Origin of the sequence: Microbacterium sp. LWO12-1.2, assembly GCF_040675875.1 — a bacterium.
Taxonomy (GTDB): Bacteria; Actinomycetota; Actinomycetes; order Actinomycetales; family Microbacteriaceae; genus Microbacterium.
This window is the reverse complement of sequence record NZ_JBEGII010000001.1, coordinates 3,991,713-4,007,578: the sequence shown is the minus strand read 5'-3', so window position 1 is coordinate 4,007,578 and position 15,866 is coordinate 3,991,713. Positions and strand designations below refer to the sequence as shown.

The following is a 15,866-nucleotide window of genomic DNA, read 5'->3' as shown; positions in this document are numbered from 1 at the left end:
TCGAGACATGGCTCCTCGGGTTGTCGCAGTTCATTCCCATGCTTCGCACACCTTCAGCAAGCTGACACGTGAGTCGATCACACTCCTCGAGGGGCTCGGTGTCGAAGGGGACGCGCACTGCGGCGCAACCGTACAGCACCGCTCACGGGTGGCTGCAGACCCGTCGCAGCCGAACCTGCGACAGGTGCACCTGATCCATGAAGAACTGTTCGACCAGCTGCGCGCGAGCGGTCACGGCGTCGTACCCGGTGAACTCGGCGAGAACATCACCACCAGGGATATCGACCTGCTGGCACTTCCTGTCGGCGCTCGACTGCACTTCGGCGATGCGGTGGTGACGATCACAGGCCTCCGCAACCCGTGCCAGCAGATCAACGATTTCCAGTCCGGCCTGCTCAAGCAGGTGATCACGACCGATGATGAGGGCCGCGTCGTCCGACTCGCCGGGGTCATGGGCATCATCTCCCGCGGCGGAACCGTGGCCGCCGGAGACACGATCGACGTCGAGCTACCGCCGACACCGCACTTCCCCCTCACGCGCGTCTGATCGCGACCCAGTGGGACAGTGCCGGGCCTGCGCTCAGCGCACTGCGCCGACCCAGATACCAGAGGCCCAGGCCTGCTGATCGCCGTTGCAGCCCACGCCGCCGGGGTAGCCGCGCACGACGGCCATGCAGTTCGCCAGGAACTCCGGATCGCCGCCGAACATCGAGTGATACGCCCCTGACGAGTTCAGCGCACCCCAGACCCGGAACTGATAGATGTGCGCGAGCTCGTGCGCCATCGCCCAGTTGAGTCGGCCCTCGCTCCAGTTCGCGATGTCGGCACGGTACTTGATGTAGCCGCTGCTGTTCGCGCACGCGGGCGCGTTGCCCCCCGCGCACGAGGATGACTCGTAGAGCCCCACGCCCCCGCCGCCGACGCGGTCGAGTGCGGCACGCACCCGTGCGTAGCCGTCGGGTCCGCTCGTGCTCCATGCCGGCCCGCCGGGGCCCGCGCTCTGCGCGAGCTGGACGGCCTGCCAGGTGGCGACTTCTTCGCCGACCTTCGCGGTGAGCGCGTGCACCGTGGCGGTGGCGTTCTTCACCGTGTCGGGGTCGGCGCGCTCATCGAGCACGGTCTGCTGCGCCGACAGGGCTGCGGCCCGATGCGCCGCGGTGTCGACTTTGCCCTTCGCACCGGCCAACGCCGTGCTCAAGGCGGTGATCTCCGTGAGGAACGCCGGACGAACCTCGAGCACAGCGGCTCGGTCCGCGGTATCCTCCTCGGCACGCTCGACGGCCCCTTCGAGGTAGTCCGTGCGCTGCAGCGCGGTGCGGGTGGTGTCGGCGAGTGCGGTGAGCTCTGCGACGGCCTCCGCGCGCTCGGCGTCGAGGCCGTTCGCGCGGGCCAGGATGCCGACCGAGAGCACCATGGCGACCGCGACGGAGACCGATACGAGTCGACGGATCACTGCAGGAACCCCGTGGAGTCGGAGAGCGTGGCATCCTGCTCGGCGATCTGGGACCGGAGGGCTGTGAGCTGTTCCGCCAGCCGAAGATTCTGCGCACGGGCGTCGTCGAACAGCTGTTGGGTCTTGACGACCTGGGCCTTGACCTCATCCAGCGCCGCAGCACGCTCCTGATCGGCGATCACGACGAGCACCGCTCCGCCCGCCAGCAGCAGGCTTCCTACAGCGACAGCAAGACCCCGCATCTCGCTCCCCAGGACAACGCGACAGTTCCGGAACGATTCCGATACGCATCAATATATAGCGATTGTGGCGTGACGTCCCCCGCTCGCGGGCGACACCAGGTGGCTTCCCGTCCCGACCGACGTCAGATCTGGTAGCCGTTGGCGAGTCGACGCTCTGCGACGGCCTGCCCGTTCGCCAGGTGCTGCGGGATGAGCGTCCGGATCGATTCGACGTCACGCGCGGCCAAAGTCTCGAGGATGACGCGGTGCTCCTCCGCCATCGCCGGCAGATCGTCGTGCTGCCCGAAGAGCCAGCGCAGACGGGTGATGAATACAGCGATGAGCTCGCCCAGCATCTCGTTGCCCGCCAGCTCGGCCGCGATCTCATGGAACTCCGCGGCAGCGATACGCGCGCCCTCGGCGTCGCCCGTCGCCGCCGCGTCCCGCTCGCGCTCGTACGCCGCGCGAAGTCGGGCGATCCCCGCCTCATCGTGGCGCTCGGCGGCGAAGACGAAGATGAGCGTCTCGATCGCTTCACGTACCTCTGCGAAGTCCTTGATGTCGCGATGAGTGAACTCGCGCACGACCGCCCAGGTGCGCGGGCGTGCCACGACGACACCTTCGCTCACCAGCGCGCGGATCGCCTCCCGCACCGGCAGCCTGGAGACGTTCAGTTCGGCAGCGATGTCGCGCTCGACGAGCCGGGATCCTGGCGCGCGGCGCCCGAGAATGATGTCATCGCGCAGTATTCGCGTGACCCTGACCGACTCGAGTTCGCCGGTAGCCCCCGCCGCCGTCATCCCGCGATTCTCTCACTCGGCGGCACCGGGGACAAGTTTGGTATCCCATCCCGTCACGCTACCCACGAGAAGGGGGAGGCCGCCGTCGACGACCTCCCCCTTCATCCCGAGCCGAGAACTCAGGGAAGACGGTTCGCGATCGCGAGGTTGGCCTCGAGCTCCGCCGCGTTCTGGCGCACGACGTACGCCGGGCGGTCGCGCTCGACGCGCCAGGACTCGCTCAACGGGCCGACGTTCACCGTGTCGAATCCGATCTCGTCGTAGAAGGCGGTGATGAACGCGACGGCTTCGGCGTCATCGCCCGCCGTCGCGAGCGCCCGACGGTTCTCCGTGCCTGCGGGCGCGCCGTCGGTGGTGATGTCGGCCGCATAGATGTGGTTGAACGCCTTCGCGATCTTCGAGGTCGGAAGGTGCTGCTGCACGAGTTCGGATGTCGTGGTCTCACCCTTGTCGAGTGCCTCGATGTGTCCGTCGCGCTCGAAGTAGTAGTTGTTGGTGTCCAGCACGATCTTTCCGGCGAGGGGCTCGACCGGAACCTGGTCGAGCGCACGCAGCGGAACCGTGACCACGACGACGTCGCCTGCCTCGCCGGCTTCCACCGCCGTCGCAGCCCGTGCCCGCGGCCCGAGTTCCTCGACGAGCGCGGAGAGCGTCTCCGGTCCGCGCGAGTTGGAGATCACGACGTCGTAGCCGTGGGCGACCGCCACACGCGCGACCTGCGATCCGATGTGTCCTGCACCGATGATTCCGAGAGTTGTCATGTGTGGGGCCAACGCCGTGGGCGCTCGGGTATTCCCTCGCAGCCTCCGGGCGTCACAACCCCGCTGGCATGTCGTATCTCAGAGGTCGAGGATGAACTGCTCCTCGAGTCGCCGGTATCCCAGCCCCTCGTACAGCGTGACCGCAGCATCGTTGAAACCGAACACGTGCAGGCCGACCGAGCCGGCACCCAACCGGCGCGCTTCGCGCTCCGTCGCATGCATCAGCTCCCGCCCGTACCCCTTCCGTCGGTGATCCGCAGCGACCTCGACGTCGAGGATGAAGGCGTGGGGGCGACCCCCTCGATCCCGCATCCCGATCCAGAGGATGCCGACCTCGACCCCGTCGACCGTGGCCGTGAACAGCTCCTGCCCTGGCGTGTCCAGCCCCTCGGGGAGCTCCAGCACGAACTGCCGCCGAGATTCCACGACGGCTTCCTCGGGGGTGTACCGGCCGGACTCAGCGAGGTCCACCGCGAACGCCGCTTCGGACGCGGTGGCGAAACTCGGGTAGCGCTCCGGGGTCATCGGCGCCACGATCACGTGATCGGCGACGATCCTGTCGGGCAGCGGTTCGAGCAGCATCTGGATGGAGGCGACGCGGAAGCCCCGCCCTTCGACGAGACGACGCCCCTCCGCATCCTGCGGGAACAGTCCGATGCTGATCAGCGAGGCCTCCTCTCCTGTTGCGATGGCCCGGAGAGCTGCCACGATCTCGTCGCCCTGCGACGTCGACGGCGCGATCGAGAAGGCGAGATCGATCACGAAGAGGCGCCCGGCGTTGGCACCGAGCCAGAGCGTGCCGAGCTCGTCGGCGCCATCCGCGATGAGCAGCACCTGCGAAGCCGTGGAATCGAGCCCCTGGGGCAGCAACTCGGTGAAGTACTGCTCCGCCTGCGTGACCGCCTCTTCACCGAGGCGCGATCCGGACTCCTGGCGCAGACGGATGAGCCGTTCCCTGGTGGCCGCACTCCAGTCGTCGTAGCGTGCAGAGGGCAACGGAGTCAGGCGTACGGTCATACGTCCATCCTCCGCCTTCGTAGCGGAGCGGTCGACCGCTCAGGCCGACTTGCGCAGTGCGTCCTCGGCCGCGACCCACGCGAGCATCGCGCATTTCACCCGAGCCACGTAACGGGACACCCCGCCGAGCGCCGCCGCGTCGCCGAGCAGTTCCTCGTCCGGCTCGATCTTGCCGCGCGAGCGCATCGCCTCTCGGAACGCATCGATGCGCACCTCGAGGTCGGGCACCGAGAGACCTTCGGCGAGCTCGGCGAGCAGCGACGCCGACGCCTGCGAGATCGCACAGCCGTGGCCCTCCCAGGCGATCGCCTCGACGGTGCCGTCGGCCGCGCGGTGCACCTGCAGGGTCACCTCGTCGCCGCAGGTCGGGTTGACCTGATGCGACTGCGCCGCGATGGTCTCGCGCAGGCCGAAGCCGTACGGGGTGCGGGAGTGATCCAGGATGAGCTCCTGGTACAGGTTCTGCAGGTCGCCGGATGTCATGCGCGCACTCCGAAGAAGTCGATGGCCGCGGCGACGCCGTCGATCACGGCCTCCACCTCGGCCTCGGTCGTGTAGAGGTAGGTGCTCGCCCGCGTGGACGAGGTGATGCCGAGGCGGCGGTGCAACGGCTGCGCGCAGTGGTGCCCCACGCGCACCGCGATACCGCGGTCGTCGAGGAACTGCCCGACATCGTGCGAGTGGATGCCGTCGACGTCGAAGCTCGCGAGCCCCACGCGCGGCAGCTGGATGCCGGCGCCGAGCACGCGCACGCCGTCGATCCCGCTCAGTCCATCGACCAGGCGGCGACCGAAGGCGGCCTCATGGGCGGCGATGCGCGGCATGCCGACCGCGGTGAGGTAGTCGACGGCTGCGGCGAGCGCGATCGCCTGCGACACCCGCTGCGTTCCCGCCTCGAAGCGCTGCGGCGGCGGCAGGTACTCGGCCTGCATCGTGGTGACGGTCGTGATCATCGATCCGCCGGTCAGGAACGGCGGCATCGCCGCGAGCAGTTCGCGGCGACCGTAGAGCGCGCCGATGCCGGTGGGTCCGAGCATCTTGTGGCCGGAGATCACCGCGAAGTCGACATCGAGCGCTCGCACGTCGAGCGGCAGATGCGGCGCGGATTGGCAGGCGTCGAGCAGCACGAGGGCGCCGACCTGACGCGCGAGCGCGATGATCTGCTCGACCGGGTTGATCACGCCCAGCACGTTCGAGACATGCGTGACGGCGACGATCTTCGTGCGGTCGGTGATGATCGCGGCGGCCTCGTCGAGTCGGAGCGCTCCCTCGTCGTCCAGCGGGATCACACGCAGCGTCGCTCCGGTACGGGCGGCGAGTTCCTGCCAGGGGATCAGGTTGGCGTGATGCTCCATCTCGGTCGTGACGATCTCGTCGCCCTCGCGCAGCCGGAGGCGGTCGGCTTCGACCCCACCCCGCCCGACCGAGGCGTTCGAGAGCGAGTAGGCGACGAGGTTGATGGCCTCGGTCGCGTTCGAGGTCCAGACGATCTCGTCGTCGTCGGCACCGATGAAGCGGGCCACCGTGGCCCGTGCGTCTTCGAACAGCTCGGTGGCTTCGGCTGCCAGCGTGTGCGCCCCGCGGTGCACGGCGGAGTTCGTGGTCGAGGCGAATTCGCGCTCGGCATCCAGCACCGTGAAGGGTCGTTGCGAGGTCGCCCCGGAGTCGAGATAGGCGAGCGGATGCCCGTTCACCTGGGTCTGCAGGATCGGGAAATCTTCGCGGATGCGCCGAACCTCGTCCTCGCTCAGCGGGGCGAGCACGTCGGCGGCAGGGGAAACGCTCATCCTTCTAGCTTCTCATCTGGCGACGAGGTGCGGGTCGCGACGTCTCGCCGCGCGCCGACGGATGCCGCAGCTCAGGCCCGTGCTGGACCCAGTACGACCGCCGCTTCGGACGGCACCCGCAGGCGGCCACCAGCCGGCTCCGCGGAGGCGGTGGACAGCAGCACCGCGTGACCGGGGTCGATGTCGAAGACGACCGCACCGGCCGTGAGATTGATCAGCACCGCGCAGGGGCCCCGGTCGATCCGGTACGCACGAGCGCTCGGGTCACCCTCGTTCGCGATCACAGCGACGCGCGTGCGGGTCATGTCGGGGTCGGTGAGCTCGGGACGCGTGCGCCGCAGTGTGATCAGGTCGCGGTACAGGTTCATCAGCGCCGCGTGAGCGGGGGCATCCTTCTCGCTCCAGTCCAGGTGCGAGCGCCGGAACGTCGCCGGGTCCTGCGGATCCGGCACGTCGGCGGGATCCCATCCCATCCGTGCGAACTCGGCCACCCGGCCTTCGCGCACGGCGCGGGCGAGCTCGGGCTCGGGATGCGAGGTGAAGAACTGCCAGGGTGCCGAAGCCCCCCACTCCTCGCCCATGAAGAGCATGGGCGTGCCAGGGGCCGTCAGGGTGAGCACGGCGGCGACAGCGAGTCGTGCCGGTGACACCGTCGCCGAGAGCCGGTCACCGGCAGCACGGTTGCCGACCTGGTCGTGATCCTGCGCGAAAGTGACCAGACGCCAGTTCGGCACCGCGTCGGGGATCGGACTGCCGTGCACTCTGCCGCGGAACGACGAGTACGTCCCGTCGTGGAAGAAGCCGTGTCGCGACACCTTCGGCACGGCATCCGCCGCCGCGAAATCGGCGTAGTAGCCCGTGGTCTCCCCCGTCAGCGCCACGTGCACGGCATGGTGCCAGTCGTCGGACCACTGCGCCGTCAGCCCGAAGCCGCCCGCCTCTCGCGGCAGGATCAGCGTCGGGTCATTCAGGTCGGATTCGGCGATCAGGGTCAGCGGCCGATCCAGCCGGGCCGACAGCGCGTCGGTGCGCAGCGCGAGCTCCTGCAGGATGTGCACGGGCGACTCGTCGTGCAGCGCGTGCACGGCATCGAGACGCAGGCCGTCGACGTGGAAGTCCCGCATCCACATCTCCGCGTTCTCGAGGATGTACTCGCGCACCGCCGCCTCGCCGAGATCCACGGAGTCACCCCAGGGGTTGCCCTCGCCCGCGCGCAGATACGGGCCGAACTCCGGCAGGTAGTTGCCGCTGGGTCCAAGGTGGTTGTAGACGACGTCCTGGATCACCGCGAGGCCTCTGGCGTGCGCGGCATCCACGAACCGCTGGTACGCGCGCGGACCGCCATAGCTCTCCTGCACCGAGTACCAGAGCACCCCGTCGTAGCCCCAGTTCCATGCTCCGTTGAACGCATTGACCGGCAGCAGCTCCACGTGGGTGATGCCGAGCTCGGCGAGGTGGTCAAGCCGGGCGATCGCCGCATCGAGGGTGCCGTCGGGCGTGAACGTGCCGATGTGCAGCTCGTAGAGCACGCCGCCGGCGAGCTGGCGCCCTGTCCACGCGCCGTCGGTCCAGACGAACCGGTCGCCGTCGAAGGCGGCGGACGGGCCGTGCACTCCGTCGGGTTGGCGTCGTGAGCGCGGATCCGGGCGCACTTGGTCGCCGTCGTCGATCAGGAAGCCGTAGCGCTCGCTGTCATCCAGATCGAGGTCCGCCGACCACCAGCCGGCGACGCCGTCCCGCGCGTGAGGACCGCTGAGTTCATGCTCGGCGATCTGCGCCCCGTCGTCGGTCACGGTGCGCACTCGCATCCGTCGCGCGTGGGGAGCCCACACCTCGATCATCGATCGTCCACCAGCAGCGCCACCGGATAGTCCGCGAGCAGTTCCTCCACCCGCACGGGTCCTGGCTCGATGCGGCGACCGGTCAGCGCGTCGACCGCGGCGACATCGCGGCGCATCAACCGTGTCTCGCCCCATCCGCCGAGACGGGTGAGACCGACGGGTAGCCTCGTCGCGACCACCGTCACACCCCCTCGATCCACTGCAACCGCATGAGCGGACGCCACGCCCACCGCGACCGCGGGGCGGTACAGCGCGAACAGCTCGGGGTTGTCACGTCGCAGCCGCAGGGCGCGCGAGGTGACGAGCAGTTTCGCCCGCCCTGAGTCATCGATCGGCGGCAGAACACCGCGGGCGAAATCGGCGTCGAGGTCTCGGAGCAGACGTGCGCGCTCGGAGAAATCGACCGGACGGCGGTTGTCCGGATCGACCAGCGAGTGGTCCCACAGCTCCGTGCCCTGATAGACATCGGGCACCCCGGGCCCTGTGAGCTGCAACAGCTTGGCTGACAGCGAGTTCGAGCGGCCGAAGCCGTCGATCTCGGCGACGAAGCGCTCCACCGTGGCGCGCGCGGCTGCGCCGGAGGCATCGGCGATCGCCGCCAGCCCCTCCTCGAAGACCGCGTCCGGATGCTGCCACCCCGTCGCCTCAGCCGCTTCCCTCGCGGCCTTCTGCGCGTAGGCGAGCACGCGATCCGAGGCGATCGGCCACGCTCCGACCACGGCCTGCCAGAGCAGGGCATCGAGCGGGCCATGACCGGTCGACGCGATCGAACGCAGCTCGCCCAGCACCTCGGACCAGCGTTCCGGGATCTCCGACAGCACGCTCAGGCGGGCGCGCACGTCTTCCGAGCGCTTGGTGTCGTGCGTGGAGAGAGTCGTCATCGCGTGCGGCCAGCCGGCCAGACGGGCGCCCTGCGCCGCGTGGAACTCCTCGGTCGACAGCGCGGCGATCGAGGGGTCGCCGCCCACTTCGGTCAGCGTGCCGAGCCGTGTCCACCGATAGAACGCGGTGTCCTCCACACCCTTCGCCATCACGGCACCCGTCGTCTGCGGGAACCGGACGCCGACCTCGGTGCGCTCATCGGCGAGCAGGGGACGCAGTTCGTCGAAGGCGTCCACGAGTTCGGGACGCCGCTTCCGTGCCTCTGCGAACGCCGCGTCCAGATGCGCACGTCCTGCCGGAAGGTAGGAGCGATAGACCGGGAAACAGGCGACGAGTTCGGCCAGTGCGTCCTCGGCGTCCACGACACCGAAGGGAAGGCTGCGCACCAAGCGACGGATCTCCGACTGCAGGAGCCCGTCGGCGATCATCCGCTTGGTCGTGTGGATGAGTTCCGGCCAGCTCTGCCCCTCGGGGAGCCCCGTGTCCGCTCGCAGCCGCGCATCCAGGAGGGACAGCGCCGCGACGCCGTCGGGATCGACGAGGACACGGTCGATCTCGCCGAGCGCGTCGTACCCGGTGGTCCCATCGGTGCGCCACCACGACGGCAGCGCCTCTCCGGGCTCGAGGATCTTCTCCACCAGGGTGTACACGGCTCCTGTCACCCCTGCCAGTTCCTCCAGGTACCCGCCGGGGTCGGCGAGGCCATCAGGATGATCGACGCGGATGCCGTCAGCGAGACCCTCGGTGATCCAGCGCCCGATCTCACGATGCGAGGACGCGAACACATCGGGCAGTTCCACCCGGATGCCGGCGAGCTCCGACACGGCGAAGAAGCGGCGGTAGTTGAGTTCGGCGTTCTGGTCCTGCCAGAACCGCAGCTCGTAGTGCTGGGCGGCCAGCAGAGCGGGCAGGTCTGACGCCAGCTCTCCCGAGCCCGGAGCGAGCGGGAGCACGTGCTCGAAGTACGACAGCGTGCCATCGGGGGCATCATCCGATGCGGTCGTGTCCACCACGAAGTCGCCGTTGTCGAGTGCGGCCTCGGCGACCGACCCGAGGATCGGCAGCCGGAGCTTGCCGTTCCCGTGGCGCCAGTCGATGTCGAAGGCCGTGGCGTACCGGGACCCGCGACCCAGGCGCAGGACGTCCCACCACCACGGGTTCTCCCTCGGTATCGCGACACCGACATGATTGGGGACGATGTCCACGAGGACGCCGAGTCCTGCGTCGTGTGCGGCGTCGGCGAACCGGCGCAGTCCGGCCTCTCCCCCGCGGCTCTGATCGACGCGGGAGTGATCCACCACGTCGTAGCCGTGATCAGAACCGGGTACGGCGGCCAGCAGCGGCGACAGGTACGCCCATGAGACGCCGAGCTCGGCGAGGTACGGAACCAGGCCCGCCGCATCGTCGAGAGTGAACTGCGCGCGGATCTGCAGCCGGTACGTCGACAGCGGTCGCCGAGTCATGCGCGATGCTCCGCGGTCGGTGCGGGGGATGCGAACACGGCCTGCTCGCTCTGCACGCGCAGAGACGCGTCGACCGAATCATCGGGCGCGATCTCCGCCCCATCGATCTCCCGCAGCACCACGAGGGCCCGCGCATCGAGCGTGAACACCGACCCCGCGGCGAGCGCGGGCTCGTTCCCCCGCTCACCCGCCGTGTCGACCATGACCTGCCAGCTCGGCGCGTAGCGCCCATCCGGGAGCGTAATCTCAAGCTCGTCGCCACTGTTGAAGTACACGAGGAAGTTCACATCGGCGACCGGGCGCCCACGCAGATCCCGCTCGCGGATCCCTCCCCCGTTCAGGAACATCCCCACGGCAAGGCCGAATCCCGAATCCCAGTCCTCCGGAGCCATGGGCGCGGCATCCGGCCGCAGCCAGGCCACGTCGGGGACGCGCTCGCCGTCTTCGGCACGCACCGGGCGTCCGTTGAAGAACCGGCTGCGTCGGAACGTCGGATGCGTCCGCCGCAGGCGCGCCACGGCGGCGGTGAACTCGATCAGCGGCACGTCCGCGGACTCCCAGTCGATCCAGGTGATCTCGTTGTCCTGCGCGTAGCCGTTGTTGTTACCGCCCTGCGTGCGCCCCAGCTCATCGCCGTGCGCGATCATGGGCACGCCCTGCGACAGCAGCAACGTCGCGAGGAAGTTGCGCTGCTGACGCGCTCGACGTCGGTTGATCTGCTCGTCGTCCGTCGGCCCTTCCACCCCCAGATTGTCCGAGCGGTTGTGCGATTCCCCGTCGTTGTTGTCCTCGCCGTTCGCCTCGTTGTGCTTCTCGTCGTACGAGACGAGGTCGCGCAGCGTGAACCCGTCATGCGCGGTGATGAAGTTGATCGATGCCACGGGGCGTCGCCCTGAGTGCTCGTACAGGTCGGCCGATCCGGTCAGACGCGACGCGAACTCGCCCAGCGCCTGCGGCTCCCCGCGCCAGAAGTCGCGCACGGTGTCGCGGTACTTGCCGTTCCACTCCGTCCACTGCGGCGGGAAGTTGCCGACCTGATATCCACCGGGCCCGACATCCCACGGCTCGGCGATGAGCTTCACCTGCGACACCACCGGGTCCTGCTGCACGAGCTCGAAGAAGGTCGACAGCCGATCGACGTCGTAGAACTCCCTGGCCAGCGTGGATGCGAGATCGAAGCGGAAGCCATCGACGTGCATCTCCGTGACCCAGTAGCGCAGCGAATCCATGAGGAGTTGGAGCGCGTGCGGGCTCCCGGCGTTGAGGCTGTTCCCGGTTCCGGTGTAGTCGGTGTAGTACCGCCGGTCCTCCTCGAGGCGGTAGTACGCCTCGTTGTCGATACCTCGCATCGACAGGGTCGGCCCGAGGTGACTGCCCTCCGCGGTGTGGTTGTACACGACGTCGAGGATGACCTCGATGCCCGCGGTGTGCAGCGCACGCACCATGGCCTTGAACTCCTGCACCTGCTGACCGTGCTGACCGCTCGAGGAGTAGGAGGCATGCGGGGCGAAGAAGGCGAGCGTGTTGTAGCCCCAGTAGTTCGACAGCCCCTTGTCCTGCAGCGTTGAATCGTTCACGAACTGGTGCACCGGCATGAGCTCGAGGGCGGTGATGCCCAGATGCACGAGGTGCTCGATGATCGCGGGGTGAGCGACGCCGGCATAGGTGCCGCGCAGATCCTCGGGGATGTCGGGATGGGTGAAGGTCAGCCCCTTCACGTGCGCCTCGTAGATGACGGTCTGCGCGTACGGGGTCTTCGGCAGACGGTCACCCGCCCACTCGAAGAACGGATTGATCACCACGCCCTTGGCCATCGCCTCGGCGGAGTCATCGTCGTTGCGCGAGTCGGGATCGCCGAAGTCGTATCCGAACAGCGACTGCCCCCAGTCGATGTCGCCGGCGACTGCCTTGGCGTAAGGGTCGAGCAGCAGCTTGTTCGCGTTGAACCGTTTGCCCTCGGCGGGTTCGGCCGGGCCGTGCACGCGATAGCCGTAGAGCTGTCCCGGCTGCACGGAGGGCAGGTATCCGTGCCAGACGAACGCGTCCACTTCCGAGAGCGGCACCCGCTCCTCTTCGCCGTGCTCGTCGAAGAGGCACAGCTCTACCTTCTCCGCTCCCTCGCTGAAGAGGGCGAAGTTCGTGCCCTGCCCATCGAAGGTCGCGCCCAGCGGGTACGGTGACCCCGGCCAGACCTCGTGGCTCACAGAGCGCGTTTCCGCGAGTCGCGGTCGAGGACCAGCTTCACGGCCTCATCGAAACCATGCGTCTGCGCGATCTCCTCGGAGTTCCGATACGGGTGCCCCGCGTAGCAGACGAACACCGGCGCCACCCATTCCACGTAGCCGATCGGGACGTCGGTGACCACGACGTAGCGGTCGAGATCGACGCGCTCCGTGCGCACTTCATCGGGGGCGGTCTGCTCTTCCGCCTGATCGGCGGGGCACTCTGAGTCGAATTCAGGAGCTGTGGGGGCTTTCGCAGACATGCGGACTCCTCTTTCGTCGGTGCCGCCCACGCTAGACGCACACATCCATCAAGAGAACGGCGTTGCCAGAACGGTCACACAGCGGTTACCATCCGGAAACATCCACCGAGGTCAACGGCCGTCGAGCACCCGTTCGTCGGCCGCTTCGTCGTACCGGTCCTGCGCATCGCGCACGTCGTCGACGTGGGACTCCGCCCAGACCTGCAGCGCCTGGAGCGGTTCGTGCAGGGTGAGTCCGAGCGGGGTGAGGCGGTAGCGAGCGTGCCCGTCGGGCTCGACGCCGTGCGCGACCATGCCGTCGCGTTCCAGGGCGCGCAACGTGTCGACGAGCACCTTCTTCGCGATGCCGTCGACGCGCTGATGCAGTTCACCGAACCGCAGCGGCTGCTCGTGCAGGAGCACCACGATCATCGCGGTCCACTTGTTGGCGATCCGGGCGAGCGAGGCCCTGGATGGGCACTTGGCGGAGAACACGGTCCACTCGGTGCTCATGCGTCGCTCCGTCCGGTGACGTTGAAGTAACCACGCCCCGATCGAGACGCTGGATGCTCAGAATACCGAGCCATCTGGAGGAACATCATGTCGGCGATCGACGTCGTGGGACAGTACGGAGCGGCCATGGCCGCAGGAGACATGGCCGCTCTGGCCGCCACTTTCAGCCCGGACGCCATCTGGCACCAGCCCGGCGCGAACCAGGTCTCGGGCGACCACATTGGACCCGACGCGATCCTCGCGCACCTGGGCCGGTTCATGGAGCTCAGCGGCGGCACCTTCGTACTCGAGACCGAGTCCGCCACGGAGAGTGGCGCGCTCGTGTCGGCGACCGTGCGCTTCCGCGCACAGCGAGCCGGCCAGCCGGATCTCGACCAGCACGGTGTCGACGTGTTCCGCGTCGCGGACGGACGGATCGCCGAGGTGTGGCTGATCAGCGAGGACCAGGCCGCGGAAGATCGGTTCTGGGGCACGGTCTGACACCACCCGGGTCGTGGACGGTCGCCGGTCGTCCACGACCTGGCTCTGTCTCCCGCGCCCGCCGACGCCCTAGGCTCGCTTCATGATCGCCACACCCACGCTCCTCGCGTTCATCGCTGCGGCTTTCATCATGGTCGTGATCCCCGGGCCCACCGTTCTGTTCACGATCGGCCGTTCGATCGCGCTCGGGCGGTTCGGCGGATTCCTCAGCATCGTGGGAACGGCCGTCGGCTCGATCATCCTGGTGCTCGCGGTCGCCCTCGGCGTCGGCACTGTGATCGCGCAGTCCGTCGTGCTCTTCACGATCGTCAAAGTCGCCGGAGCCGGGTACCTGGTGTTCCTCGGCATCCAGGCGATCCGGCACCGGAAGGATGCTGCCGCCGCCGTCACCGGCGCAGTCCAGCGCAAGTCCGGGTGGCGCCTGCTGTTCGAGGGCTTCGTGGTCGGAATCACCAACCCGAAGTCGATCGCGTTCTTCCTCGCGATCCTCCCCCAGTTCGTCGACCTGCATGCCGGTTCGGTGCCGCTCCAGCTGTTCGTGCTCGGCTCGATCGTCGTCGTCATCGGTGTCACGTGCGATGCGGTGTGGGTGCTTCTCGCGAGCGCGGCCCGCGACTGGTTCGGCCGGTCGCCGCGGCGGATCTCGGCCATGTCGGCCACCGGCGGCGGCATGATGATCGGCCTCGGGGCCTTCCTGCTGGTGTGGAGCGAGAAGCCCGCAGCCGCCTGATCTCAGTCGACTCGCGACACCGGTTGCCGGAGGATCGTGCGCAGCTTCGCCGGCTCGACGCGGCGCGCATCGCTGAGGTAGATCTCGTGGTGGAGCCCGCGCATGGCGAGACCCTGTTCCGGAATGAAGCGGTCGTGCAGGTCGGCGAGCACGGGCGCCTCGTCGTCGTAGGAGCCGACGTGCAGCGTCTGCACGCAGAGCCCCTCGGCGAGAGTCTCGAACCTGACGGATGACAGGCTCGGCGAGGCATCCTTCTTCTTCGCCACAGCGTCGACGGCCTCCGTGAACATCTCGTCGGTCACGTGATCGGGGACCATGATCATCAGGGTCCAGAACCAGGCCGACTTGTCGCGGTGCGTGGTGAACGACTCCATGTCGGGCGCATGCCACTGGCCTTCGAGTGGCATCACGACCGTATCGATGCCGAGCCTCTTCTTGCTCGCGACCTTCAGCGTGTACGCCAGCGAGAACAACGCCGTGACGGCGTGGGAGTACGCGGGCGCGGAGTTCGGGTCCCCTGCACCATCGATCATCAGGTACCGCATCGCAGGGATCTCCACGATGCGGAAGACACCCCTCTTCGCCTGATACGCGTCGAGTGTCTTCTTCAGATCGATCGCCATGTCGTAGCCTCCTCCGGCACTGGGGCCAGTGTGGCACGGGGCTCGGACACCGTTGGGCGCTATCGATGCATGCGCAGCATCGACTCACGCATTGACCAGTACGCCTCGTTCTCGGATGTGTACTTCTCATCGAGTCTGCGCGTTTCGCGCGCTGAGGGGGCGTCAAATGGACTGGCGCCGTCTTTCAGATACAGGATGAACGGTCGCAGCATGTCAGCGTTAACGTCTGAGTTCGGCACGACGACGGTATGTCGTGTCTGATCACCGGGTGTCCCGTTTGTCGCGTATCGCGGCCCCCTGCGGTTTCCACGGTCCCATGGCCACTGCACGCGCGCCCACTCCGATAGCTCCTCAGGTCGCGCGGGAGCCCACGCCCGCGCGAGGTCCGATGTAGCCACCAGCCTCAGATTCTGCTTGTTTTTGCTCCGCGGAGTTCCTTGCGCCTGGAGCGCTTCGAGGGGCGAGAACCACCCTCCGTAGAACTCGGCCGCGGTCCAGAAGGCGACGACCTCTTCGCCCTCTTCAAACAGATCTAGTGCTTGAGCGGTTAGATCGTCGTAGCGGGCTCGAACTCTAGCGAGAGGACGTTCGGATTCCGCCATGTAGGCGCGATCGAACTTACCGTCATCGATTGCCCTTGATTGCAAAGCGACCGCTCTGCCCATCAAGGAGATGATCTGGCGACGTCGAGCCCGCCGTGCGCTGATGCTCGTCCACCACACCCGAACGACTTCCGCCAACACGAACAGACAAAGACCGACTGCGAGGGGCGCCCAGACAGCTGCGACAGGGTCAGACATTGCCGAAGTCTAGCGAGAGCCCCCAATGCAC

At 67.9% G+C, this 15,866-nt stretch carries 17 protein-coding genes; 3 read left to right on the top strand and 14 right to left on the bottom strand.

Annotated features, from left to right (window positions below):
• Positions 1-7: 7 nt before the first annotated feature.
• A complete protein-coding gene (locus MRBLWO12_RS19100) occupies positions 8-547 on the top strand; it encodes an MOSC domain-containing protein (RefSeq protein WP_363558369.1) in 540 nt (179 codons plus the stop codon).
• 33 nt (positions 548-580) lie between these two features.
• On the opposite strand, the gene MRBLWO12_RS19095 is transcribed toward MRBLWO12_RS19100, so the two are convergent.
• The 12 genes from MRBLWO12_RS19095 to MRBLWO12_RS19040 form a co-directional block, all read right to left on the bottom strand.
• Positions 581-1,453: a hypothetical protein gene (locus MRBLWO12_RS19095; RefSeq protein ID WP_363558367.1), complete on the bottom strand. Its 873-nt coding sequence runs from the start codon at positions 1,451-1,453 to the stop codon at positions 581-583.
• Positions 1,450-1,695 (bottom strand): hypothetical protein, encoded by a 246-nt coding sequence (locus MRBLWO12_RS19090; RefSeq protein ID WP_363558365.1) that lies wholly within the window; start codon positions 1,693-1,695, stop codon positions 1,450-1,452. Before MRBLWO12_RS19090 ends, MRBLWO12_RS19095 begins: the two co-directional genes overlap by 4 nt.
• Before the next feature lie 122 nt (positions 1,696-1,817).
• Positions 1,818-2,474: a GntR family transcriptional regulator gene (locus MRBLWO12_RS19085; protein WP_363558363.1), complete on the bottom strand. Its 657-nt coding sequence runs from the start codon at positions 2,472-2,474 to the stop codon at positions 1,818-1,820.
• A gap of 119 nt (positions 2,475-2,593) precedes the next feature.
• Positions 2,594-3,247 (bottom strand): NADPH-dependent F420 reductase, encoded by a 654-nt coding sequence (locus MRBLWO12_RS19080; protein ID WP_414685499.1) that lies wholly within the window; start codon positions 3,245-3,247, stop codon positions 2,594-2,596.
• Between the two features lie 66 nt (positions 3,248-3,313).
• Positions 3,314-4,252: a GNAT family N-acetyltransferase gene (locus MRBLWO12_RS19075; protein WP_363558359.1), complete on the bottom strand. Its 939-nt coding sequence runs from the start codon at positions 4,250-4,252 to the stop codon at positions 3,314-3,316.
• Positions 4,253-4,291: 39 nt separating this feature from the next.
• Positions 4,292-4,735, bottom strand: a complete 444-nt coding sequence (gene sufU / locus MRBLWO12_RS19070; protein WP_363558357.1) for a Fe-S cluster assembly sulfur transfer protein SufU — start codon at positions 4,733-4,735, stop codon at positions 4,292-4,294.
• Positions 4,732-6,039: a cysteine desulfurase gene (locus MRBLWO12_RS19065; RefSeq protein ID WP_363558355.1), complete on the bottom strand. Its 1,308-nt coding sequence runs from the start codon at positions 6,037-6,039 to the stop codon at positions 4,732-4,734. The genes sufU and MRBLWO12_RS19065 overlap by 4 nt, the downstream gene beginning before the upstream one ends.
• Positions 6,040-6,110: 71 nt before the next feature.
• Entirely contained in the window at positions 6,111-7,880 is a 1,770-nt protein-coding gene (gene treZ, locus MRBLWO12_RS19060) for a malto-oligosyltrehalose trehalohydrolase (RefSeq protein WP_363558353.1), read from the bottom strand.
• Positions 7,877-10,225 (bottom strand): malto-oligosyltrehalose synthase, encoded by a 2,349-nt coding sequence (gene treY, locus MRBLWO12_RS19055; RefSeq protein WP_363558351.1) that lies wholly within the window; start codon positions 10,223-10,225, stop codon positions 7,877-7,879. Before treY ends, treZ begins: the two co-directional genes overlap by 4 nt.
• Complete coding sequence (glgX, locus tag MRBLWO12_RS19050; RefSeq protein WP_363558349.1) at positions 10,222-12,429, bottom strand: glycogen debranching protein GlgX; 2,208 nt, start codon at positions 12,427-12,429, stop codon at positions 10,222-10,224. Before glgX ends, treY begins: the two co-directional genes overlap by 4 nt.
• Positions 12,426-12,710 carry a hypothetical protein gene (locus MRBLWO12_RS19045; protein ID WP_363558347.1) on the bottom strand — a complete coding sequence of 95 codons (285 nt, stop codon included), beginning with the start codon at positions 12,708-12,710 and terminating at the stop codon, positions 12,426-12,428. The genes glgX and MRBLWO12_RS19045 overlap by 4 nt, the downstream gene beginning before the upstream one ends.
• Positions 12,711-12,821: 111 nt before the next feature.
• A complete protein-coding gene (locus MRBLWO12_RS19040; protein ID WP_363558345.1) occupies positions 12,822-13,202 on the bottom strand; it encodes a winged helix-turn-helix transcriptional regulator in 381 nt (126 codons plus the stop codon).
• Between the two features lie 87 nt (positions 13,203-13,289).
• Here MRBLWO12_RS19040 and MRBLWO12_RS19035 point away from each other — a divergent pair, with 87 nt between their 5' ends.
• Both MRBLWO12_RS19035 and MRBLWO12_RS19030 read left to right on the top strand, forming a co-directional pair.
• Entirely contained in the window at positions 13,290-13,682 is a 393-nt protein-coding gene (locus tag MRBLWO12_RS19035; RefSeq protein WP_363558343.1) for a nuclear transport factor 2 family protein, read from the top strand.
• An 82-nt stretch (positions 13,683-13,764) separates the two neighbouring features.
• Positions 13,765-14,412 (top strand): LysE family translocator, encoded by a 648-nt coding sequence (locus MRBLWO12_RS19030; RefSeq protein ID WP_363558341.1) that lies wholly within the window; start codon positions 13,765-13,767, stop codon positions 14,410-14,412.
• Between the two features lie 2 nt (positions 14,413-14,414).
• Here the strand turns inward: MRBLWO12_RS19030 and MRBLWO12_RS19025 are convergent, their stop codons facing one another.
• A complete protein-coding gene (locus MRBLWO12_RS19025) occupies positions 14,415-15,035 on the bottom strand; it encodes a GyrI-like domain-containing protein (protein WP_363558339.1) in 621 nt (206 codons plus the stop codon).
• 59 nt (positions 15,036-15,094) lie between these two features.
• Positions 15,095-15,835: a hypothetical protein gene (locus MRBLWO12_RS19020; RefSeq protein WP_363558337.1), complete on the bottom strand. Its 741-nt coding sequence runs from the start codon at positions 15,833-15,835 to the stop codon at positions 15,095-15,097.
• Positions 15,836-15,866: the final 31 nt, after the last annotated feature.

Excerpts from the sequence above, each read along its gene's own strand:
- MRBLWO12_RS19100 (WP_363558369.1), top strand. The coding sequence starts at position 8 with ATGGCTCCTCGGGTTGTCGCAGTTCATTCCCATGCTTCGCACACCTTC.
- MRBLWO12_RS19090 (WP_363558365.1), bottom strand. The coding sequence starts at position 1,695 with ATGCGGGGTCTTGCTGTCGCTGTAGGAAGCCTGCTGCTGGCGGGCGGA.
- MRBLWO12_RS19085 (WP_363558363.1), bottom strand. The coding sequence starts at position 2,474 with ATGACGGCGGCGGGGGCTACCGGCGAACTCGAGTCGGTCAGGGTCACG.
- MRBLWO12_RS19075 (WP_363558359.1), bottom strand. The coding sequence starts at position 4,252 with ATGACCGTACGCCTGACTCCGTTGCCCTCTGCACGCTACGACGACTGG.
- sufU (WP_363558357.1), bottom strand. The coding sequence starts at position 4,735 with ATGACATCCGGCGACCTGCAGAACCTGTACCAGGAGCTCATCCTGGAT.
- MRBLWO12_RS19065 (WP_363558355.1), bottom strand. The coding sequence starts at position 6,039 with ATGAGCGTTTCCCCTGCCGCCGACGTGCTCGCCCCGCTGAGCGAGGAC.
- treZ (WP_363558353.1), bottom strand. The coding sequence starts at position 7,880 with ATGATCGAGGTGTGGGCTCCCCACGCGCGACGGATGCGAGTGCGCACC.
- treY (WP_363558351.1), bottom strand. The coding sequence starts at position 10,225 with ATGACTCGGCGACCGCTGTCGACGTACCGGCTGCAGATCCGCGCGCAG.
- MRBLWO12_RS19045 (WP_363558347.1), bottom strand. The coding sequence starts at position 12,710 with ATGTCTGCGAAAGCCCCCACAGCTCCTGAATTCGACTCAGAGTGCCCC.
- MRBLWO12_RS19040 (WP_363558345.1), bottom strand. The coding sequence starts at position 13,202 with ATGAGCACCGAGTGGACCGTGTTCTCCGCCAAGTGCCCATCCAGGGCC.
- MRBLWO12_RS19035 (WP_363558343.1), top strand. The coding sequence starts at position 13,290 with ATGTCGGCGATCGACGTCGTGGGACAGTACGGAGCGGCCATGGCCGCA.
- MRBLWO12_RS19030 (WP_363558341.1), top strand. The coding sequence starts at position 13,765 with ATGATCGCCACACCCACGCTCCTCGCGTTCATCGCTGCGGCTTTCATC.
- MRBLWO12_RS19025 (WP_363558339.1), bottom strand. The coding sequence starts at position 15,035 with ATGGCGATCGATCTGAAGAAGACACTCGACGCGTATCAGGCGAAGAGG.
- MRBLWO12_RS19020 (WP_363558337.1), bottom strand. The coding sequence starts at position 15,835 with ATGTCTGACCCTGTCGCAGCTGTCTGGGCGCCCCTCGCAGTCGGTCTT.